This is a genomic window from Neobacillus niacini (assembly GCF_030817695.1).
GTDB lineage: Bacteria > Bacillota > Bacilli > Bacillales > Cytobacillaceae > Neobacillus > Neobacillus niacini_F.
Genome location: NZ_JAUSZQ010000002.1, coordinates 2,179,980 through 2,201,664 on the forward strand (window position 1 = coordinate 2,179,980; position 21,685 = coordinate 2,201,664).

General features: G+C 39.7%; 23 protein-coding genes. 22 read left to right on the forward strand and 1 reads right to left on the reverse strand.

The annotated features are described in order from the left end of the window. Positions 1 to 24 precede the first annotated feature (24 nt). From QFZ28_RS11270 to QFZ28_RS11370, 21 genes are all read left to right on the forward strand, one after another. The gene (locus QFZ28_RS11270) at positions 25 to 786 is read left to right on the forward strand and encodes an SDR family NAD(P)-dependent oxidoreductase (RefSeq protein WP_307194716.1); all 762 of its coding nucleotides are present in this window, start codon (positions 25 to 27) and stop codon (positions 784 to 786) included. A gap of 76 nt (positions 787 to 862) precedes the next feature. Further along, on the forward strand, positions 863 to 2,011 hold the full coding sequence (locus QFZ28_RS11275; protein ID WP_307194717.1) for a CaiB/BaiF CoA transferase family protein: 1,149 nt from the start codon (positions 863 to 865) through the stop codon (positions 2,009 to 2,011). Positions 2,012 to 2,616: 605 nt separating this feature from the next. Beyond that, positions 2,617 to 3,678 carry an LLM class flavin-dependent oxidoreductase gene (locus tag QFZ28_RS11280; protein WP_307194718.1) on the forward strand — a complete coding sequence of 354 codons (1,062 nt, stop codon included), beginning with the start codon at positions 2,617 to 2,619 and terminating at the stop codon, positions 3,676 to 3,678. 117 nt (positions 3,679 to 3,795) lie between these two features. Beyond that, positions 3,796 to 4,200 carry a nuclear transport factor 2 family protein gene (locus tag QFZ28_RS11285; RefSeq protein ID WP_307194719.1) on the forward strand — a complete coding sequence of 135 codons (405 nt, stop codon included), beginning with the start codon at positions 3,796 to 3,798 and terminating at the stop codon, positions 4,198 to 4,200. A gap of 137 nt (positions 4,201 to 4,337) precedes the next feature. Further along, entirely contained in the window at positions 4,338 to 5,507 is a 1,170-nt protein-coding gene (locus tag QFZ28_RS11290) for a thiolase family protein (RefSeq protein WP_307194720.1), read from the forward strand. A 53-nt stretch (positions 5,508 to 5,560) separates the two neighbouring features. After that, complete coding sequence (locus QFZ28_RS11295) at positions 5,561 to 5,977, forward strand: Zn-ribbon domain-containing OB-fold protein (RefSeq protein ID WP_307194721.1); 417 nt, start codon at positions 5,561 to 5,563, stop codon at positions 5,975 to 5,977. Between the two features lie 99 nt (positions 5,978 to 6,076). Further along, positions 6,077 to 6,982, forward strand: a complete 906-nt coding sequence (locus tag QFZ28_RS11300; protein WP_307194722.1) for an AMP-binding protein — start codon at positions 6,077 to 6,079, stop codon at positions 6,980 to 6,982. A 19-nt stretch (positions 6,983 to 7,001) separates the two neighbouring features. Next, positions 7,002 to 7,664 carry an AMP-binding enzyme gene (locus QFZ28_RS11305; RefSeq protein WP_307197002.1) on the forward strand — a complete coding sequence of 221 codons (663 nt, stop codon included), beginning with the start codon at positions 7,002 to 7,004 and terminating at the stop codon, positions 7,662 to 7,664. An 8-nt stretch (positions 7,665 to 7,672) separates the two neighbouring features. Next, a complete protein-coding gene (locus QFZ28_RS11310; protein WP_307194723.1) occupies positions 7,673 to 9,283 on the forward strand; it encodes an AMP-binding protein in 1,611 nt (536 codons plus the stop codon). 114 nt (positions 9,284 to 9,397) lie between these two features. Continuing rightward, positions 9,398 to 9,775, forward strand: a complete 378-nt coding sequence (locus QFZ28_RS11315) for a Rieske (2Fe-2S) protein (protein ID WP_307194724.1) — start codon at positions 9,398 to 9,400, stop codon at positions 9,773 to 9,775. Between the two features lie 133 nt (positions 9,776 to 9,908). Then, positions 9,909 to 11,039 carry an amidohydrolase family protein gene (locus QFZ28_RS11320; protein WP_307194725.1) on the forward strand — a complete coding sequence of 377 codons (1,131 nt, stop codon included), beginning with the start codon at positions 9,909 to 9,911 and terminating at the stop codon, positions 11,037 to 11,039. Positions 11,040 to 11,162: 123 nt separating this feature from the next. Then, on the forward strand, positions 11,163 to 11,333 hold the full coding sequence (locus tag QFZ28_RS11325; protein ID WP_307194726.1) for a hypothetical protein: 171 nt from the start codon (positions 11,163 to 11,165) through the stop codon (positions 11,331 to 11,333). 96 nt (positions 11,334 to 11,429) lie between these two features. Then, positions 11,430 to 12,491 (forward strand): TRAP transporter substrate-binding protein, encoded by a 1,062-nt coding sequence (locus QFZ28_RS11330; RefSeq protein ID WP_307194727.1) that lies wholly within the window; start codon positions 11,430 to 11,432, stop codon positions 12,489 to 12,491. Between the two features lie 86 nt (positions 12,492 to 12,577). Next, positions 12,578 to 13,135 carry a TRAP transporter small permease gene (locus tag QFZ28_RS11335; protein WP_307194728.1) on the forward strand — a complete coding sequence of 186 codons (558 nt, stop codon included), beginning with the start codon at positions 12,578 to 12,580 and terminating at the stop codon, positions 13,133 to 13,135. Positions 13,136 to 13,227: 92 nt separating this feature from the next. Beyond that, positions 13,228 to 14,496, forward strand: a complete 1,269-nt coding sequence (locus tag QFZ28_RS11340; protein ID WP_307194729.1) for a TRAP transporter large permease — start codon at positions 13,228 to 13,230, stop codon at positions 14,494 to 14,496. A gap of 184 nt (positions 14,497 to 14,680) precedes the next feature. Continuing rightward, positions 14,681 to 15,094 carry a nuclear transport factor 2 family protein gene (locus tag QFZ28_RS11345; RefSeq protein WP_307194730.1) on the forward strand — a complete coding sequence of 138 codons (414 nt, stop codon included), beginning with the start codon at positions 14,681 to 14,683 and terminating at the stop codon, positions 15,092 to 15,094. 112 nt (positions 15,095 to 15,206) lie between these two features. Continuing rightward, positions 15,207 to 15,620, forward strand: coding sequence for a nuclear transport factor 2 family protein (locus tag QFZ28_RS11350; protein WP_307194731.1), 414 nt, complete (start codon positions 15,207 to 15,209; stop codon positions 15,618 to 15,620). A 119-nt stretch (positions 15,621 to 15,739) separates the two neighbouring features. Further along, positions 15,740 to 17,299 carry an AMP-binding protein gene (locus QFZ28_RS11355; protein WP_307194732.1) on the forward strand — a complete coding sequence of 520 codons (1,560 nt, stop codon included), beginning with the start codon at positions 15,740 to 15,742 and terminating at the stop codon, positions 17,297 to 17,299. Continuing rightward, positions 17,296 to 17,751 (forward strand): FAS1-like dehydratase domain-containing protein, encoded by a 456-nt coding sequence (locus tag QFZ28_RS11360; RefSeq protein ID WP_307194733.1) that lies wholly within the window; start codon positions 17,296 to 17,298, stop codon positions 17,749 to 17,751. The genes QFZ28_RS11355 and QFZ28_RS11360 overlap by 4 nt, the downstream gene beginning before the upstream one ends. 34 nt (positions 17,752 to 17,785) lie before the next feature. After that, positions 17,786 to 18,193, forward strand: coding sequence for a hypothetical protein (locus QFZ28_RS11365; protein WP_307194734.1), 408 nt, complete (start codon positions 17,786 to 17,788; stop codon positions 18,191 to 18,193). A 55-nt stretch (positions 18,194 to 18,248) separates the two neighbouring features. Further along, positions 18,249 to 18,449, forward strand: coding sequence for an SDR family NAD(P)-dependent oxidoreductase (locus QFZ28_RS11370; protein WP_307194735.1), 201 nt, complete (start codon positions 18,249 to 18,251; stop codon positions 18,447 to 18,449). Between the two features lie 244 nt (positions 18,450 to 18,693). Here the strand turns inward: QFZ28_RS11370 and QFZ28_RS11375 are convergent, their stop codons facing one another. Beyond that, positions 18,694 to 19,644, reverse strand: coding sequence for an alpha/beta hydrolase (locus tag QFZ28_RS11375; RefSeq protein ID WP_307194736.1), 951 nt, complete (start codon positions 19,642 to 19,644; stop codon positions 18,694 to 18,696). A gap of 498 nt (positions 19,645 to 20,142) precedes the next feature. Here QFZ28_RS11375 and QFZ28_RS11380 point away from each other — a divergent pair, with 498 nt between their 5' ends. Further along, entirely contained in the window at positions 20,143 to 21,576 is a 1,434-nt protein-coding gene (locus tag QFZ28_RS11380; protein WP_307197003.1) for an aldehyde dehydrogenase family protein, read from the forward strand. Positions 21,577 to 21,685: the final 109 nt, after the last annotated feature.

Here is a 21,685-nt window from a genome sequence, read left to right on the forward strand (position 1 = left end):
CAAAATTAGCAAGGGGGTGAAAAGTTGAGAAAGGTACTTGAAATTCGAGATAAGGTTGTGTTAATCACTGGAGGAAGCCGCGGAATTGGGGCAGAAATGGCACGGGAGTTTGCTGCAGCAGGGGCTGATCTCGTGCTTGCGAGCAGGAATAGGGAAAGTTGTGAGCATGTTGCCCGTGAAATTCGTGAATTGGGAAGAAGAGTCTTAACGGTTTCATGTGATGTATCGAAATTATCAGATATTAAAAATTTATTTAAAGTGACAATGGAAGAGTTTGGAAGACTTGATGTCCTCGTCAATAATGCCGGTGCAAATGTGACCAAATATGCAGTAGAGGTTACTGAGGATGATTGGGATTTTATTTATGATGTAAATATTAAAGGGTTATTTTTCTGCTGTCAGGAAGCAGCAAAAATCATGATCCTACAGAATTCGGGGAAAATTATAAATATTTCTTCGGTCGGCGGTGCGAAACCATACAAACGGATAGCGCCGTATACAGCCTCAAAAGCAGCTGTTATTCATTTAACGAAATCTTTGGCTGCAGAATGGGCACGTTACAATATTCGCGTGAATTCCATTGCTCCAGGACTAATTGGCACGGAAATCAATGCTAAGGAAAGAGAAAATGAGGCATGGCTTGAAGGTGCCGTAAAAGCAATCCCATTAAGGCGGTTAGGGGAGCCAAAAGACATCTCACAATTTGCCTTGTTTCTACTAACAGATGCAGCCGATTATATTACGGGCCAAACTTTTTATATTGATGGCGGCACGCTTTCCGAGTAACAAGAGGCGGCTTATTTAAGGGAAAATAACATGTTTTTAATAGAATCACTAAAATATACAAAGGGGGGGAATCCATTTGAATACTCCACTTCAATCGATTAGAGTTCTAGATTTGTCACGCTTACTACCTGGCCCCTATTGTACGATGTACTTAGCGGATTTTGGAGCCGAAGTAATTAAGATAGAGGAACCGACTGTCGGGGATTATGCTAGATTGGAAGAGCCAAAACTTGGAACAGACAGCGCCATTTTCTCGTCTTTAAATCGAAATAAGAAAAGTGTTACGATTGACCTGAAATCGGAAGAAGGCAAAGAAATCTTTTTAGAACTTGTAAAAACGGCCGATGTACTAGTCGAGTCTTTTCGACCAGGTGTGATGGAGCGTTTAGGGTTGGATTATGAGACCCTAAACAGCATTAATTCAAAATTAATCTATTGTGCGATTACGGGTTATGGCCAAACCGGTCCTTATGCAAAATTGCCCGGACATGATCTCAATTATATAAGTTACGCTGGTTTACTAAATCTGCAAGGGGGGCGTAATCAAAAACCAGTTCCACCAGCCGTTCAGATTGCCGATATTGGTGGAGGATCTTTAAATGCAGTAATTGGAATTTTAATGGCATTACAAGCGAGGAATCTAACGGGAAAAGGACAGTTTGTCGATATTTCGATGATGGATGGAGCTGTATCGTGGTTACAAACCACGCTTCCAAATTATCTAGCAAATAATATCCTTCCGAACAGAGGAGAATTACCTTTATCGGGTGAAAAAGCATGTTATGAAGTATATGAAACCCTAGATCAACGTTATTTAGCCGTTGCTGCTTTAGAGTCAAAGTTTTGGGTCGAGTTTTGTCGAGGAATCGAAAGGGAGGATTTAATCGATTCTCTAAATGCACCTCAAAATGTACAGGATGAAATGAAAACGGAAATCAGTCAAATCATCCAAAGTAAGACATTGGTAGAGTGGGTAGAAATTTTTAAACATTATAATGCCTGCGTTTCTCCGGTGATAACTTTTGATGAAATGGAAAATAATCCTCAAATAAAAGATCGCCAAATGATAAAAGATTATCCGGGTCTAATCGGAAAACAAATAGGGATCCCAATCAAACTTTCGGATACACCTGGGTCTATTTATTCGCAAGCACCTAAATTAGGAGAACACAATAAAGACATTCTTGATACGCTTGGAATGTATGCGAAAATGGAAAAAGATTAACAGTTAAAAAAACTAAAAAAATATTCAGAATATTCTTGCGAAGTTAGAGTAAACCAGCTATAATATGAATCAAATGGTTGTTTGTTTTGTATTATAGTTTTCTTTTCCTTTTAGAACTCTCAGTAAATCTTAAAGTTGGTTATAATGGAAAAGAAAAAAACCACTTCAAGATTACGGGGAATTTTCCTCACGAGCATGAACGATTAGATTGTAAGCGCTTAATAACTAGTTGAAAAATCACCTCACCGAATCAGCTCACTTCATTTGCCTAACTTCTTAGAGGGTTAATCGTTACCCAAAAGTTTTGTGCAATAAACTTCTTACCAGATCAAAAAACCTCTTCAACAATAAAGAACATGATTCTTCTTTTCCTATTATTAGGATTTAGTTTATTGTGTTGAATTAAGTGTTTAATGCAATACACAATAGATTGCTATTTAATTACTTGAAGGAGTGATGTTTCGGGAAAAATGTTAAAATAGGAAATTTAACGTTTTTTTAAAACAAACGTTTGATTCGTTGTTATAATTTTCATACTTCGTTTGTATGATGTCTATGGTAGTTCTATTAATTTATATAAAAACCATTAAGGGAGTGTATGTAGAATGAAAATGGGTCTTTTCTATGTTAACGAGTGTCATGATGAAAACTATGATCGTGCTTATAGTGAAATGCTAGAGCAAATTCAGTATGGTGAAGAACTTGGCTTTGAAAGTGTATGGCTAGCAGAACACCATTTTAGTGCATATGGAAGTATGCCTTCTCCACAAGTTGCAGCGGCAGCTATTTCACAAATTACAGAAAAAATGGATATTGGAATTGGCATTAGTATTCTTAACTTTGACAATCCCGTTCGAGTCGCAGAAGACTATGCGATGGTGGATGTCTTAAGTAAAGGACGTTTAAAGTTTGGTGCTGGCCGTGGTTATCAGCCGATGGAGGCAAAAGGTCTTGGGATTAGTTTAGAAAAAACGAGAGAACGGTATTGGGAATATGTAGACATTATCCAAGGCTTGTGGAGCAATGACACATTTAGCTATAACGGGGAATTCTATTCCTTTGATAATCTAAAACTAACTCCAAAACCTGTTCAAAAGAGAATTCCTTTCTATCATGCATGTATCAGCCCAGAATCTTTTGATCTTATGGTAGAGAAAAATGCACAGGAATTTATGGTAACACCGACCCTTATGGTTATGGATGACGTACTAGAGTATACAAGACGGACGAGAGAGCGTTTACTTCAAAAAGGAATTGACCCTAAGATTCATATGAATCTCCAAATGAATATTGCTGATAACACTGACCAAGCGATTAAGAATGTAGAAAACGAGATGAAAGTCTATTTTAATAAGGTACTAGAATTAATCCCTGGTGCAAAAGGTACCCAAGCTCCTAAAACGTATGAGCGCTTTGCTGAAGTAGCAAAAGAGTTCGATGGTCCGCTAAATGTTGGTGCCCTCAACCAATCCGGTGTTGCACTATTAGATGGTCCAAAGGGAGCAGTTGATAGACTTGAAGTAGTTGAGGAATCTGGTATTGACAGCATGTCTTGCTGGTTCCGAATGGGAGACATGGAACACCGCAAGGTTATGAGAGCAATGAAACGTTTTGCGGATGAAGTAATGCCTTACTTTAAATCCCCTGCAAAAAAGGTAACAATCTAATCTTGTATAGAAGGAATTGGCCATACAACACATTGGAATGACTTAGCTACGTTAAGTAGCGTGAATGTGTTTCCTTGGAAGATGATCCTATTTATTTTTAAAAGGGGTGGGTACAAAATGGGTAAAATTGAAGAAACGAATAAACAATTAATCCTAAACTTTATGGAAACATTCTCTACAGGGGATATTGATGCATTTATGTCCTATCTGTCTGATTCGGCAACTTGGTGGGTTGCAGGTAACATTGAGGGGATTTCTGGAGAAAAGGGTATGAAGGAATTTAGAGAAATGAATTCAGGAATCGCTAGCACGACTAAAACTGGAGCGATTCGTTTAACTCCTCTTGCGATAACAGCAGAAGGCAACCGTGTTGCCGTAGAGACAGAGTCATATTGTGAATTAAATAATGGCCGTGTCTATAATAATTTGTACCACTTCCTATTCGTGGTGGAAGACGGAAAGATTCAGAAAGTAAAAGAATATCTTGATACAGAACATACACGAGCAGTTTTCCTAGGATAAGGACGTTTTGAAAAAACAAGTGTAAGGTAAAAATCAGATGAATAGAACAAACAAGACAGGGTGAATGGAAGTGACATTTACCCTGTCTTTGATTGGAGAGAGTTATTTGCTGGTTGGCTTCATAAGGGGGAAAAGAAATGGATTCATTACGTGGCAAAGTCGCTATTGTCGGAGCAGCAGACACGGAAGTAGGTGTTGTTCCTCACATGAGCGCAACACAGCTCTGTGTTGACGCAGGACTCCGTGCAATAGAAGACGCCGGAATAAGCAAAGACCAGATTGATGGTTTGATCACATGTAATTCTTTTGCTGAACCTTTCATGTATCATGCGGAGGCAATTGCTGAGTACATGCAAATCTTCCCGCGCGTTTGTCTGGGTGTAAATACAGGAGGGGGGACGACTTTTTCTGCCCTACATCACGCAGCCTCTGCCATTTTATCAGGAATGTGTAAGACCGTGTTGATTACAATGGCTGATAGTCTGAAAAGTGGATTATCTCCAGAACAGGCAATGAGTATGCAGGTGTCTGCCGGCCATGCCCAGTTCGAATTACCGTATGGTCCATCCGTGCCATCGCTTTATGCTCTGGTTGCCAAAGCACATATGGAAAAATACGGCACAACAGCAGAGCAGTTTGCCGCAATTTCCGTTGCTTGCCGCAAACACGCTAGTCTAAATCCAACTGCTCAGATGAGGAAGCCGATAACTGTAGAGGATGTGGTGAATTCAAGAATGATTGCCGATCCCTTACATCTTTTGGATTGCTCATTAATCTCAGATGGGGGATCCGCTGTTATTCTTACTTCTGCAGAAAGGGCCAAGGATTTTCCAAACGAGCCAGTTTACATACTGGGTGTTGGTGAAGGCCATGGTCATGAGCATATTAGCCAGGCACGCAGCCTTACCACATCAGCAGCTGTTGAAGCTGGACAACGGGCCTATGAAATGGCCGGTTTAGGACCGGAAGAGATGGATTTTGCCCAGCTATATGATTGTTTTACGCCTACAGTCCTGATTGAATTAGAAGATCTCGGTTTTTGTAAAAAAGGAGAAGGTGGGGCTTTCGTTGAAAATGGGGCGATTGAACTAGGAGGGAAACTACCTGTGAACACCCATGGTGGCTTGTTGTCCCATTGTCATCCCGGTAATCCAGGTTCAATGTTTGCCCTGACTGAAAGTGTTCTTCAACTTCGCCATCAGGCTGGGGATCGCCAAGTTCCGGGGGCAGAGGTGGGGCTTGTCCATGGACAGGGTGGAATTATGTCTAGTCACACGACACTCATCCTTGGTAGAGACCGAGTCTAAGGAAAAGAATTTCAGAATAAATTTAGATAACGAAAAATGCGAGGTGAAAACTCATGATGGGTCATTCAGGCAAGCTCTTCCCCCGCCCAACGATAGAAACAGCCCCATATTGGGAAGGATGCCATAACCACGAATTGCTTATTCAGGAATGTAAAGAGTGTGGCCACCATCAATTTTATCCAAGAATCATGTGTACAGATTGCTCTAGTCCTCGTATGGAGTGGGTGCCTGCATCAGGCAAAGGAAAAGTAAAAAGTTTTACAATTATGCACCGTGCGATTACGAAAGCGTATCTTGCCGAAGCACCGTATGTCATTGCCTTAATTGAACTTGAAGAAGGCCCAACGATGATGAGTAATGTAGTTCAATGTGAGCTTAAAAACGTAGAAATAGGGATGGAGGTTGAAGTTGTTTTTGAGGATTGGTCTGAAGAGATTTCGATTCCTAAATTTAAACCGACTTCACTGTGAGTAGATTAGATTGAGATAAACAACAATTTCAATGGTTTAAATGGTTTATAAATTAAACAAACAACAGTTAGATAGAGATGTCATGTTAGGGGGATCGTAGTGTATAAAGGAATTCAAACCTTCGGAAAAATTGTTGAATACCGTGCTGACAAGAATCCTGAGTCACGGTTTGTCCGTTTTTCAAAAAGTGATCTAACTTATGGTGAGTTCCATCAAAACGGCAACAAATTAGCAAATGTGATGACTTCATTAGGACTTTATAAGGGGAAACTTTGTGCAGTGATGCTTCCAAATAGTCCGGAATTTCTCATCACCTGGCTCGGCCTTGCCCGGCTTGGTGTCATCGAGGTGCCAATTAATGTAGCGTACCGTGGAGATCTATTGGCTTACATTCTGAATAAAGCGGAATGTCAAGCAATTGTCATTTCCTCCAAATGGGTTGAGCGAATAGGAGAAATTTCGAGCGAACTGACACATTTACGTCATGTGATTGTTGTAGGGGAAGATGATCATTCTTTGCCTCGTCCAATTATGTGTCACTCCTATGAAAAGCTCATGGATAATGCAGGTGACGAGCCGGTGGATGTTGAGATTAAACCGAATGATCCATCGCTTATTCTTTTCACTTCCGGTACGACGGGGCCATCTAAAGGGGCAATCTTAAGCCATCAAGCAAATTTTACGCTCGCATCAACCTGTTGCGAGTTGATGAATTACGGACCGACAGATCATTTATTTACAGTTTTCCCACTTTTTCATGTCAATGCGCGTTATGCGACAATTTTGCCTGCATTAATCTCAGGTAGTGATGTTGTCATGCATGAAAAGTTTTCTGCATCAAGGTTTTGGGATATTTGCCGTACGGAGCAAATTACTAGCTTTACGTATATGGGCTCGCTCCTGACGTTGCTGATGAAGCAGCCTGAACGACATGATGATGGGGACAATCCCGTTCGAATGATCCAAGGGGCCCCTGTACCCTTAGAAAATATACGAAGACTTTGAAAAACGTTTTAATCTGAAAATTACGGAAGCTTACGGATCGACGGAGGTTGGTTTAGCGATGGTCAACCGTGCTGAATCATTCCGTAAAGGCTCCTGCGGAAAGGCTGTCTCGGTCTATGAAGTTGAAATTCATGATGAGAACGATCAACCTTGCCCTGTTGGAGAAGTGGGTGAAATTGTTGTACGACCAAAGAAACCAGGGGTATTATTTTCAGGATATTATGGAATGCCTGAAGCAACGGTTGAAATGTGGCGAAATCTTTGGTTCCATACTGGAGATCGGGGCCGTGTCGATGAGGATGGTTATTTCTACTTTATTGATAGAAAAAAAGATGTCATTCGTAGAAGAGGGGAGAATATCTCCTCATACGAAATTGAGCGGGTCATTAATACTCACCCGAAGGTACAGGAAGCTGCTCTCGTCGGTGTTCCTTCTGAGCTCTCAGAGGAAGAGGTACTTGCGGTTTTGATTTTACGGGAGGGTGAAGAGCTAAAGCCGGAAGAGCTATTAGACTTTTGCCAGCCGAGGATGGCTCATTTCGCTGTCCCTCGATATATCAGATTTGTAAAGGAGTTTCCAAGAACCCCGTCGCAACGAATTGAGAAATATAAACTTCGTACGGAAGGAATTACTTCATATACATGGGATCGTGAATTGGTAGGCTACAAAGTTCATCGTTAGGACCTTGAATGTACAGAAGGGAATGGGAAAATATGTATAAAGGAACCGAAACATTTGGAAAGATTGTTGAGCACCGCGCGGAAATAAAACCCCATGCTCGGTTTGTTCGTTTTGAGGATAAAGATCTGACCTATGACCAGTTTCATCGAAGTGGCAACAAAGTGGTAAATTTTATCGATTCACTAGGATTGTCAAAGGGCCAAACATGCGCGGTCATGCTTCCGAATAGTCCTGAGTTTCTAGCGACGTGGTTAGGTTTATCTCGCCTTGGTGTGATTGAAGTACCAATTAATACTGCTTTTAGAGGAGACCTTCTGACGTATATTCTCAATAAAGCAGAGTGTCAAGCCATTGTTGTGTCTTCACAATGGGTGGAACGTGTGAATCAAATTTCGAGTGAACTTATCCATCTTCGCCATGTTATTGTTGTTGGAGAAGATTATAAGGCAATTGCTGCTCAACTAAACTATCATTCTTATGATGACCTTTTTGCTAAGGCGAGCGATGTAGCACTTGAAGTAAAAGTGGAGCCAAAGGACACCGCCCTTATTCTGTTCACGTCTGGAACGACAGGCCCTTCAAAAGGGGTAATTCTCAGCCATACGTCGACTTTTAGTGTCGCGAAAACGGCATGTGAGTTAATGAAGTATGGACCAGAAGATCGGTTATTTTCGGCATTTCCATTGTTCCATGTGAACGCTCGTTATACGTCGATTTTAGTAGCTTTATTAGTAGGTTGTGATGTCGTGATGCATAGTCGTTTTTCTGCATCTAGGTTCTGGGATATTATGAGAAGAGAACAAGTAACAGCATTCAATTTCATGGGCTCTCTCTTAACGATGCTTATAAAGCAGCCTGAACGTCTGAATGACGCAGATAACCCAGTGAAAAAAGCATTTGGGGCACCAACACCGGTGGAAATTTATGATGATTTTCAAATTCGATTTCAAGTCCAAATATCCGAAGTATATGGTTCAACGGAAATAGGTACAGTCCTCTATAACCCAGCTGCTTCATTTAAGAAAGGATCCTGTGGCTACCCTGTTCCAGTTTACGAGGTCGAAATTCATGATGAAAATGACAATCCTTGTCCTCCTGGAGTTGCGGGTGAAATTGTCGTTCGTCCAAAAAAACCTGATATTCTTTTTTCAGGATACTTTGGCATGCCTGAGGCAACCATTGAAGCCTGGAGAAATCTATGGTTCCATACAGGGGATACTGGAAAAATGGATGAAGCCGGTTATTTCTATTTTCTCGACAGAAAGAAAGATGTTGTCCGCAGAAGAGGGGAAAATATATCGTCTTATGAAGTCGAACGGGTCCTTAATGATCATCCAAAGATTTTCGAAGCAGCAGTTATCGGTGTGCCATCTGAACTTTCTGAAGAAGAAGTGATGGCAGTAGTGATTCTCCAAGAAGGTGTGGAGCTCCAACCAGAGGAGTTACTTGATTTCTGTCAAGATCGCATGGCTCATTTTTCGGTACCCCGATTTATTCGCTTTGTGAAAGAATTACCGAAAAACACCTCTCAAAGAGTGGAGAAGTATAAGCTTCGTCAGGAAGGAATTACAGGAGATACATGGGATCGAGAACGTGTTGGGTATGAAGTAAGAAGATAAATTATACTTTTTAAATATTACAAATATTTTGAATTGACTTAAAATAATAACGAGATTATAATGTGGACAGATATCTAGGAAGTAAAGATATTAACAAAAAAGGAGGAATCATCTTTGAAATCAAATGCGAAGAACTTAGAAAGAAGTGTAGTTTGTAAAAAAGATGAGATGCAGCCAGGAGATAAGAAAGTGATTCAAGTTAGGAGAATGTCCATTCTAGTTGTTCGAAAAGACGATGAGTTTTATGCAGTCCGAAATGCTTGTCCTCACCAAGGTGCAGAATTTGAAAAGGGAGTTTTAAGAGGAGCTGCAAGATCAACAACGGAGATTAAAGAAATATGTTATGAAAAACCAGGTGGGTTTATCTATTGTCCATGGCACCATTGGAGTTTTGATGTAGAAACTGGATGCTCAATGCATGACCCTGAGAACACAAAAATTAAAACATTTGATGTAAAAATAGAAAATGACGAGGTTATTGTCTACGCTTAACATAAAAGAGCACTTAATTATTAATAAAATCAAACAACCGGTTATTTTATTATTTCCAAATCAAACTACTATTTGTTTTAAAAAGGATTGAAAGCGCATAAAAGAGCGCCAAATGTTGAAAGGGGATAAAAAAATGAGTAAAACACTTGAAAAAAGTAAAGTACAATCAGCTGTTAATAGTAAGGTGATTCCTGTAATCGATTGCGATGTTCATCCAAATCCTAAAAGCTATGAAGACCTTAATCCATATTTAAGTGATTACTGGAGAGATTTCTTAACGGATTGTAAATGGAAAGGCGTATTTCCAGGAATTCCAATTATGGCAATCGTGGCTAATGCTGGTCATCGCATGGACAGTATTCCTCCTGAAGGGGGCCTTGGTTGTTCCTCTCTGGAGTTCTATAGAGAACAAGTGGCTGATAAATACAATTATGCGAACTCAATCCTTTTCCCGGATTCAAGCTTTATGTTAGCAGCTTCAGCGCAGCATGAAATGGCAACAGCAGTGGCGAGCGCTTACAATGATTGGCAAATTGATACTTGGTTAGCTAAGGATCCTAGCCTTCGTGGTTCTGTTATCATCGCCCCACAAGATCCAGAAGCTGCTGCACGCGAAATAGATCGTGTGGGAAGTCATCCGCAAATGGTTCAAGTTGGATTATCGATTCATTCACCATATGGAGGATGGGGAGATAAACGCTATCATCCAATATGGGAAGCGGCGATTCGAAATGGACTTGTTTGTACATTCCATGTATCGGTTCCAGGAGGACTATTTAGGCAGGGACCAGTTATAGGAAACTATTATCCTGAAGCGCAAACAAATAATGGATTAACCTATCAAGCACAAATTAATAGCATCGTATTTGGCGGTGTACTAGAAAAATACCAAGATCTTAAAATGGTCTTCGTTGAAGGCGGATTTGCTTATCTACCAAACTTGATGTACACCATGGATACTCATTGGAGAAATCTGAAACGAGAAGTCCCTTGGGTAAAACGTCCGCCAAGTCAGCAAATTAGAGAACAAATGTGGTTTGGTACACAACCGTTTATTGAACCTGAGCGTCATGAAGATGAAGAACATGTCGTGCAGATTATCAAAATGATAGGGGAAGACAGAATTCTATTTGCGAGTGATTATCCGCATTGGGAATTTGACGCACCACATGCCGCTTTTGCCAGAATTCCAAGAGACCTAAAAGAAAAAATTCTTTATAAAAATGCAATGAAAGTATACGGATTTCCAGATCCAACGAAATAACCTCATAAATCCTAATCCTCTCATCTGTGTACACTCTTTCCAAGGTGAGAGGATAATTGATTCTTTTTCAAACAACTGTAGTTTTACTATTGTAATTGCTTTCAAAGAAATGCTTGTTCAGATATGAAAGAAGCAGAAAAATATGGAAATAAAATGGTTATAGATAAAGCGAAAACAGCAAACACAACTTTGGAAAATGAAGAAGTAGAAACCTACTATCCTACTGAAAAAGAGATTTTTAAGTGGCAGAAGCAACAAGGTCAGGCAGAGATATTTTTGAAAAAGAAGTTGTAGGTGGAAAAGAGCTTTAGAAGCATTAGCTGAATTAGAGTAATAGTTACTGAGTTTAGAGCAAATTCAATAATAAGAGATGAAATTGGGGGGATTAGTTTGAAAAAGTATAGAATAGCTCTGTGTCTTTTACTAGTTCTATTTATAACCGCGTGCGGAAACACAACTCAATCGAATCAAAATGCTGCAGGAGGTAATTCTTCAGATTCACCCGAACAAGAGGAATATGTTTTGAAGCTTGCTCATGGCTATCCTACCACATCGTTTATGCATACCTTTATGGAGTGGTTTAATGAAGAACTACAACAGCGCAGCGAAGGAAGATTATCGATTGATATTTATCCGAGTGGTCAGCTAATGCCAGTCGACCAAGAAATGCCAGCAATCCTTCAAGGACAAATTGACATGAGTCACTCATCGTCTCCAGTACTAACCAGCTTTGATCCGATTTGGAATTTCTATGAACTCCCTTTTATTTTTGACTATGATCCAAAAGATCCGGCTGTCTTCTTAGAGAATCGTATGGCATTTAGTAAAAGTGAAAACGGTGGTCAAATTATTTCCCAGATGATGGAAGAAAAAGGGTTGAAAATTTTATCTTTTGGATTTGTTGACATGTTTGGGTCTGTGTATACGACGGATCTTGACAATTTAGTTACTGGACCGGAAAGTGCGAATGGCTTAAAGCTTAGAACACCAGGAGGAATGATTGGACCGGAAACGGCACAAGCGATTGGAGCGAGCAGTGTGACCATAGCTGGAGCTGAAGTGATCACAGCTTTACAGCAAAAGACCGTTGATGGATTGCTAACAACGCCAATATACGCATCTCAAGCTAAGTTGCCTGTCAAGTCATTTTCAGTTGTTCCATTGTTTAATAGTGTGACACCATTGGTTATGTCACTTAATAAGTTTGAGTCGCTCCCTGCTGATCTTCAAGAAATTCTTGTTCAAACGGGAGAGGATTTAGAAAAACATATTATGGAATCGGTATTAGAAGAAGCACAAACAGCTTATACCAATTTAGAGAGTCAAGGCGTGAAAATCTATTATCCTACAAAAGATGAGATTGCTGAATGGGAAGAAGCAACTAAACCAGTCAGGGAAGTTTTTGTTAATCAAGTAGAAGGAGGAGCAGAGCTTTTAGAGGCACTTGAGTAAATATAGCTAAACATATGAATATTTGTTACCGAGTTCAATTTATGTTTATTGAGCTCGTATTTTTCTAAAAAGGGGTTGAAAAGTAAATGGAAAAATTACAGAAACTTGATTCTGCCACAAAGCATCTTGATCGAGGTTTGGAAGCGGCTGCCCTCATCTGTTTAGTCATTAGTGTTTTAGGTGCGATTATTAATGTCTTTTTACGTTATGTACTAGATATGTCCTATCAGATTATAGAAGAGATCTGTCGTTATGCAATCATATATGGTGCTTTTCTATATGTTGGTCCACTAATTAAAAAAGGTGATCATCTAAAAATGGATATCCTGCAAGGCTTTCTAAAAGGAAAGAGTAAATCAATCAATAATTTATTGATTAGTATTCTTTTATTTGCTGCATTTGTTTACCTTAGCTGGGCTTGCATTATTTGGTCGCTTTCGTTATTAAGTCTGAATGTGATGACTGTATCTGGCATTATGTTGATGTTTATTCCAGCACTTGCGATTCCAATCGGGATGCTCTTGGGGTCGCTATACGCTTTCATCCAGATCATTCATGATGTTTATATCTTGCGTTACTATAAAACAACTGAAGATGAAACTTCCATTAAAATGGAAACAGGTTCTTCAAATCAGCTGGTGTAATTTTTCAGTGCTCAAACGGCACTTTAATTCTATGTAACAAATGTGTTGACTTTTAAAATGGAAATCCTTGGTGAATGAAAGGGGAGAAGGAAATGCTCGCTGTAGGTTTGATTATCTTTGCTGTTCTATTAGTAATAGGTGCGCCAATTTGGTTAGCGCTAGGAGCAAGCGGAGGATATTGGTTATTGGTTCAAATGGGGTTACCTGTCGAAAGTATTGCCTCTCAATATTTCATTGCTACAGATTCATGGATTTTGTTAGCGGTACCTTACTTCCTGCTTGCAGGAAATTTAATGACTTTTATGGGTCCGGCCAGTAAAATGTTTCGATTTATCAATAATCTAGTTGGACATTTGCCAGGTGGAATGCCTGCTGCTGTTGTCGTTACTTCTGCCATTTTTGGGGCATTATCTGGTTCCTCTGTCGCTACAGTTGTTGCAGTTGGTTCGATGGCCATTCCCCAAATGATTAAAATGGGATATTCAAAGGAAAATAGTTATGGCGTTTTAGCTGCATCAGGAACGTTAGGACAAATGATCCCGCCAAGTATCTTTATGATATTATTTGCTGCATCTACACAACTTGACCCGGGGGCGCTCTTTATGGCAGGGATTGTGCCGGGATTATTTTTAGCTGCTGTTTTAGTCATTGTTGCGATTATTGTTGGCTTAAAAGAAGAGAAACAAAGACCTCAGAGAAGCAGAATTAAGGAAATTGTCAGTTCTTTTGTTGCTGCTATTCCTTCCTTATTAATGCCGGTAGTGATATTGGGGGGGATTTATGGCGGGATTTTTACGCCTACAGAAGCAGCTGCAATTGCAGTTGTCTATGTGCTCCTGATAAGCTTCATATTTAATAGAAATGAATGTACGTTTGATAACTTCAAGAAGAGTTTACTCTATACCATGGTTACAACTTCTATCATCTATATCCTATTAGGTGGTGCAAAATTATTTGCTACTGCGATGACCTATATCCAAATTCCTCAAATGATTACTGAATTCGCTGTAAGTATTGATGTTGCAGGTTGGGTCATTATGTTAGTTATTGTATTATTATTCCTTATCTTCGGAATGTTCTTAGATGCTATTCCAATTTTATATATTACGCTCCCGATCTTATACCCTGTCGTTATTTCTTTAGGTTATGATCCGATTCACTTTGCGGTTATTACTGTTGCGGCGTTAATGATTGGTCAGATTACACCTCCAGTTGGCTCTTGTTTATATGCGATCAGCGGACATTTCAAAGAGAACATGGGCGTAGTTGTAAGGGGGGCAAATCCATATTTAGTAGGTTTGATCGTAGGGACGCTTGTCCTTATCTATATTCCATGGCTAAGTCTCTTTTTATTCCAATAAAAAAGTTGCCTCAACAATATCAATAAATCAAAGCAAATATTTATTAAATAGACTGCAAGAGGAGGAAGGTCATGCAGGTAAAAGGGAAACGAATCATTGTAACTGGAGGAGCGCGAGGGTTGGGGCGTTAAGGACTTAATAGAGGCACTCTATTAGATTTAGTCTGAAAAGGAGTGAACAAAATATGAAACCGGAAGAAAAATTAGAGATTCATGAAGTAATATACAAAGCAGCACATGGGTATGATGCACACAATGTTGAGATGCTTACAGCATGTTTTGCAGAGGAATCGGTGATGACGATACGTGTTGGCGGCGGAGATTTGATTGGTCCTTATGATGGTCTGGAGGCCGTTTTAAATTTTATGAAACGTGCGATGAAACGACAGACTGATAAACGTTTGCATCAAATCTCTAATATCTTTTTTGAAGAAGAAGGGGAAGAGGTAGCCGTCGCGCTATCAAGCTTGACTTTGTTTTCTACAGATAATGAAACTTGTCGACTCCTATCAACCGGCATTTATCGCGATGAAGTAGTCAAGGTAAATGGAAGCTGGAAGATAAGTAGACGGCATTTGGATATTGAGCTTCCTGTTTAAAGACTTTGTCGAAACAGAAATACACCATAAGTTATTTTAATGTTTAGTATTATAAAATAAATTAGTTTTTAATGGAAGATTAGGTGGTCTATTAATAAGGGAGTGGATAAGGATGAAGTCAAATGATAAATTAGCGATTCATGAATTATTAAATAAGGCGGCTTATGGGTATGATTCACGCAATGTTGATATGCTAGTAGACTGTTTTGCAGAGGGAGCGGTAATGTCAATGAGCATTACTGATGGAGATTTAATTGGTCCTTTTGAAGGTCAAAACGAAATCATGAAGTTGATGACCGGTGCAATGGAAGGTCAGATGGACACGCGACTCCATAATATATCAAATATATTCTTTGAAAAAGAAGCTGATGAAGCGGCAACTGTCCTTTCAAGCTTAACATTGACGGCGGTTGAAAATGGAAGCATTAGACTTTTAACGACCGGTATTTATCGAGATGAGGTTGTCAAAGTGGGCGGAAGCTGGAAGATATCAAAGCGCCATCTAGATTTGGAGTTACCGTTCTAACGTGTTACTCTCTAAACCGTTTTTATCATATGAAAAATCATAAGTTACTAGCTTTGTAAACGATTATTCTATTAATGAATGGTAGGGAAAAAGCAGATCATGTTAAGGAGGTAACGGATATGGTAAATATCGGACAAATTCCAGCAAAATATGCAAAACTTAATCCAACAAGGCCAGCATTAATTGATATACCAAATGACCGTCGAATGAATTATGGCACCTTAGATGAAAGGGTTCGCCGATTAGCAAATGGGTATATGAATGATTTAAGACTTAAAAAAGGTGATCGTGTTGCGGTTATTTCAAAAAACAGTGTCGAGTATATTGAAAATTACTATGCGTGTGCACGTGTTGGATTGATTATTCAGCCGCTTAATTGGCGTTTAGGTACTGGTGAATTAAGCCGAATTTTAGCAGATGGGAAACCTTCTGTCCTTGTTAGTTCAAACGAGTTCCATGAAGTACGTCAAGAGCTTCAAAATCTTGTAGATATCGATCATTGGTTAGAGTACGGAGAAGATGGGGATGGTTCTTATGAACGGCTGGTTGAGGCTGCTTCTACTGAAGAACCGAAGCAATCGGCAACCGTCGGGGATGATGACCCAATGCTCATTCTCTATACAGGTGGGACAACTGGGGAGTCTAAAGGAGCCCTCCATTCCCATAAAGGCTTTTATGCTGGCATGCTGAATCAGACCGTTGGTGAACGGATTGTTCCTACGGATGTCTATATGCTGACAGGACAGATGTTCCACATCCCGATCGTTCTTGCGATTAATTATATGGCCCATGGCTGTCCATTAGTTCTGATCAATTTTGAAGCAAAATTAGCGCTTGAGGTCATCCAACAAGAGCGTGTGTCCGCGTTCCTAGGGATTACAACCATGTTGAACTGGATGATGTCAGTTGATAACTTTGAGAGCTATGAACTTGGCAGTCTTCGAAACATCCAATACGGCGGCGGACCAATGGGAATGAAAGTCGTAAAAGCTGCTCTTGATGCTTTTCCTTGTACGTTAATCCAAGGTTACGGCCAAACAGAAGGAATGGGCATGACGTTTCTATCCCAGGAGGACCATTTAAATGCAATCAAGGGAATACATCCTGAACGATTATCTTCCTGTGGTCGAGAGGCGTTCACGACTTCAGTTCAAATCGTCAATCCACAAGGGAATCTTGTACCTAGGGATGGGAAGACAGCTGGAGAAATCATTGTTAAGTCGGATGCGAATATGATTGGGTATTGGCAAAGACCTGATCTTACTGCAAAGACATTAAAGAATGGTTGGTTATATACAGGAGATGTCGCTTCATGGGACGAAGATGGGTATGTATTTATTGTCGATCGCGCGAAAGACATGATCATTTCGGGTGGAGAAAATATCTATAGTACACAAGTTGAGAACGCCATCTACCAACATGACGCTGTTCTTGAAGCGGCCGTTTTTGGTGTCCCTGATGATGAATGGGGAGAGCTAGTAAAAGCCGCCGTTGTTCTGAAGCCAGGACGGACAGCGACAGAGCAAGAAATTATTGAAACAGCTAAAAACCATTTAGCTTCTTATCAAAAACCACGTTCTGTTGAATTCGTCGATAGCCTCCCTAAATCACCAACGAGCAAGATTCTTAAGCGTGAGCTAAGAGAAAGATATCAGAATACACGGGGGAGTAAAGTATGAGTCAGTTATTATCAGATGAATTGCTTGCAAATATTGGCCGATCGTCACAGACAAGAAAAGAAATTGTGACCTGCCGCGATATAAGAAAGTATTCAATCGCAACCGGACAAAGACGGAAGAAATATCTTGAGGGAGATGAAGCTCCGCCGATGTTTCATGTGTCTCTATTTTGGGATGTAGTCGAGATGGATCAACTTAGTCCTGACGGTGTTTCTATTGATCCGCTTTTACCGGAATTTCCGTTAAAAAAAGCCATGGCTGGAGGATTGAAAATTGAATACCATCAGCCGATTGTTCCTGGTGATTGGTTAACGGCTACGCGGACATTAACCGATATTTATGAAAAGCAAGGGTCCAAAGGTCCGCTCATTTTTTACGAGATTACAATGGAGGTTGTAAATGGGAGCGGAGAAAAGGTACTAACGGAAATAACAACAAGAATTTTACGCTAACTAGTCGCAATAGCCACTAAGAGAGGAGCGAGCTATGTCAAAAATAGAACAGATCAAGGTTGGCGATACGTTACCTCAACGTGAATTCAAGCCTGATAGTGTACAATTATTTCTTTATAATGCGGTCTTGTTTAATGCCCATCGCATTCATTTTGACTACCCTTATACGACAGAAGTGGAAAATTACCCGGATCTGGTTGTTCCTGGTCCTTTACTTGGTGATTGGCTGAATCAATGTATAAATGAATGGCTGGGTGAAGAGGGACATCTAGCTTCTATTGATTACTCAAATCGAAAAGCTGCTTATGTAGGGGAACCCCTTCATTCTGGTGGGAAGATAATCTCTTATAATGAAGAAAAGCGTGAAGCCCAAATTGAAGTTTATATAAAAAATACAGCCGGCGAAGTGATCGCTCCGGGATTGGCAGTTGTTCGTTTGTAGTTCATTACATAAAAAAATTTAGTTAAGTCAAGAAATTATCTTTAGGAGAATTTCTATGGGGAAAAGATTAGATGGTAAGGTCACGATTATAACAGGAGCTGCTTCTGGATTTGGAAGGGCAATGGTGAAAGGGTTTTCAAAAGAGGGCGCTAGAATCTTTGCTATTGATATCGATGACTCAGTTGAAAAGCTAATTGAAGAAGTAGATGGTGAATTTATACATTTAAAGCAGACATATCTGACCCTAACCAAGTAGCATCCACCTTTAAACAATGTCGTCAAACTTACGGTAGGTTAGATGTCCTATATAACAGTCCCATTCTCCGCTATTTGTTTTAAAGTGAGATAAGCTAGAGGGATTTTTAAACGAGCCTAGGGGTGTTTTTCTTCATAACAGTAGATACTTTTATCAACGGTTCGCCTCCTTTTCATATAAAGAGGCTGTAAAAGATAAGAGTTATCTTTTACAGCCTCGACTGAACGAATATTAAAAATTGTAATTATACAAACGCTGAAAATTGTTTTTTAATTGCATTTGTAATTTTGTTCATTGCATCCTTCGCGTCATCCATTAGGACAGGCATCCAGAAAAAACCGTGGATTTGACCATCATATCTGACAACCTCTACTGGAATACCAGCTTCTTTTAATCTATTAGCATATGCCTCGCCTTCATCACGAAGGACATCATATTCACACGTGAAAACTAAAGCAGGTGGTAGGCCAGACACATCCTTTGCAAGAATAGGAGACGCATAAGGGTTTAACTTCTCTTCTTCATTATTAAAATATTGATCGGCAAACCAACGCATCGCAGTTGTTTCTAAATAGAAACCTTTGCCATTTTCAAGATAGGATTTTGTACTGAAGGAGAAATCTGTTACTCCATATAGAATAATCTGATAAGCAATATTTGGACCGCCACGGTCTTTGGCCATTAATGGAATAACGGCCGCTAAGTTACCGCCAGCGCTATCTCCACATGTAACGATACGGCTTGGATCGCCATTATGTTTTGCAATGTTTTCAGATGCCCATTTTGTGGCAGCATAACAGTCTTCAATACCAACTGGGAATTTATACTCAGGAGCAAGACGGTAATCGACAGAAACAACCAAACATTCGGTAGAATTTGAAAGCGAACGACAAATTGGATCTACGATTTCTAGATCCCCTAGTACCCAACCGCCTCCGTGGAAGAACATGATAACAGGAAATGGACCTTGTCCTTCAGGAGTGTATAAACGAAGCGTAATCTCTGATCCATCTACAGGAATCTGAACATCTTCAACTTTGGCAACCTCTTGCACTTCACCACGTAAATCTTTGTAAAAAGCTAAGAGTCCGTCCCGATTTTCTTGCACGGACATTTCTTCAATTTTTGGTACACCTGATTCAAAGGCAGCATAAATTTGATTTAATAGATTCTTTACCGCTGGTTGTAATGTCATACTCAAATCCTCCTATCTAAATTCGAAATCGTTTTCATTTATATTATAGTTGCTAGTAAAATAGAACGCAACAAAATATTTAGAAAATTCAAAATTGTATCCACTGCACAATGAACAAGAAATTGTTTAGTTATATGAAAATTTGGAATAGTTTAAAAATAAATATAGACTTTAGCATCTGAGGTTGATAAAATAAAATCAAACAGTTGTTAGTTTGATAAAAGGCTTTTGTGTGATGAACTGATTCGACATTTCATTAAAAAGGGAATGGTTGGAGGATTTATGATTGAGGGTTGGCTCCATCAATGTGCTGGATTGGTTGGGCGAAGACAGTCATTAACTTCCATTATTCATAATAATTTGAATATTGTTTGTAATGAAATGACTTCTTAGATTTTCCTATATACGTTATTTAATAAAAAAGGAGGAGAAGATTGATTGACGACATTAATTGCTTTAAATCGGAAGGCGGTAGAATTCACTTCGAAACCATTAAAAATGTTTATTGGTGGAAAATGGGTAGACGCGATTTCGGGTAAACGAACAGAAATAAGAAATCCTGCAACTGGGGAATTAATCACAACGGCGGCAGAAGGCGACAAAGAAGATGTGGATCGCGCTGTAGCAGCAGCTAGAAAAGCATTTGAAGAAGGTCCTTGGCCAAAAATGAAACCAAATGAGCGTGCTAGATTGATCTTAAAACTAGCTGATCTTATTGAAGAAAATGCTGAAGAGTTAGCTCACCTAGATACACTTGATTATGGTCAGCCGGTTTCATTAACTATCGGTTTTGCAGCTGCAGCAGCAAACAATTTCCGTTATTACGCAGGTTGGGCAACAAAAATTACAGGAGAAACCATTCCTTCATCAACACCAGGTAATATCTTTAACTATACAATTCGTGAACCAATTGGGGTTTGTGCCGGTATTGTTCCTTGGAATGCTCCATTAATGAATGCCATCATGAAAGTTTCAGCTCCTCTTGCAGTTGGAAATACAGTCATTGTTAAACCATCTGAAGAAACGCCTATAAGTCTATTAAGGTTCGCTGAACTTGTCCAAGAGGCTGGGTTCCCTGATGGAGTTGTGAACATTGTGACTGGTTATGGTCCGACTGTTGGTTCAGCACTAGCTTCTCACACTGATGTAGATAAAATTGCCTTTACCGGATCAACGATCACTGGAAGACAAATTATCCAAAATAGTGCATCAAATATTAAGAAAGTTACCCTTGAACTAGGTGGAAAATCTGCACATATTATTTTTGCAGATGCTGACTATGAAACAGCCCTTGCCAATGCTGCGAATTCCATCTTCTTTAATTCCGGACAAGTTTGCTTTGCTGGCTCAAGGTTATTTGTTGAAGGTAAGATATATGATCGATTCTTGGCTGATCTAGCAGACTACTCTAAAAATTACAAAGTTGGAAACGGTTTCGACAAAGAAACGGTCATAGGACCTCTTATTTCAGCAAAACAGAAAAAACGTGTCTTGAATTATTTAGAAATTGGACAAAAAGAAGGAGCCGAAGTAGTCATTGGTGGGGATGCAACAGAGACTGATTTAGCAAATGGTCATTTTGTCAAGCCAACCGTTTTAGCAAATGTTCACAATGAGATGAGGATTGCAAGAGAAGAAATCTTTGGTCCAGTCGTTGGGGCTATGCCGTTCAATGACATTGACGAGGTTATTAAACAGGCGAACGATACAGTCTATGGTTTAGGTGGAGGAATTTGTACAACCGATCTTCGTAAAGCACATAAGGTTGCCCATGTATTAAGAACAGGGAATGTATGGATCAATACTTACAATATTACGGAACCTGGTTCGCCATTTGGAGGATATAAACAAAGTGGACTAGGAAGAGAGAATGGTGCAGCTTCGATTGATGCGTATACAGAAATTAAAAATGTTTGGGTGAACTTAGATTAATTCTACTCTTTTCGCTATGAAAATCTGCATTTAGGTTTTGATATTATGTATTGAATTGTAAAAGGGATCGGCCTGATCTCTTTTACGTTTAACCAAACAGTGAATGAGG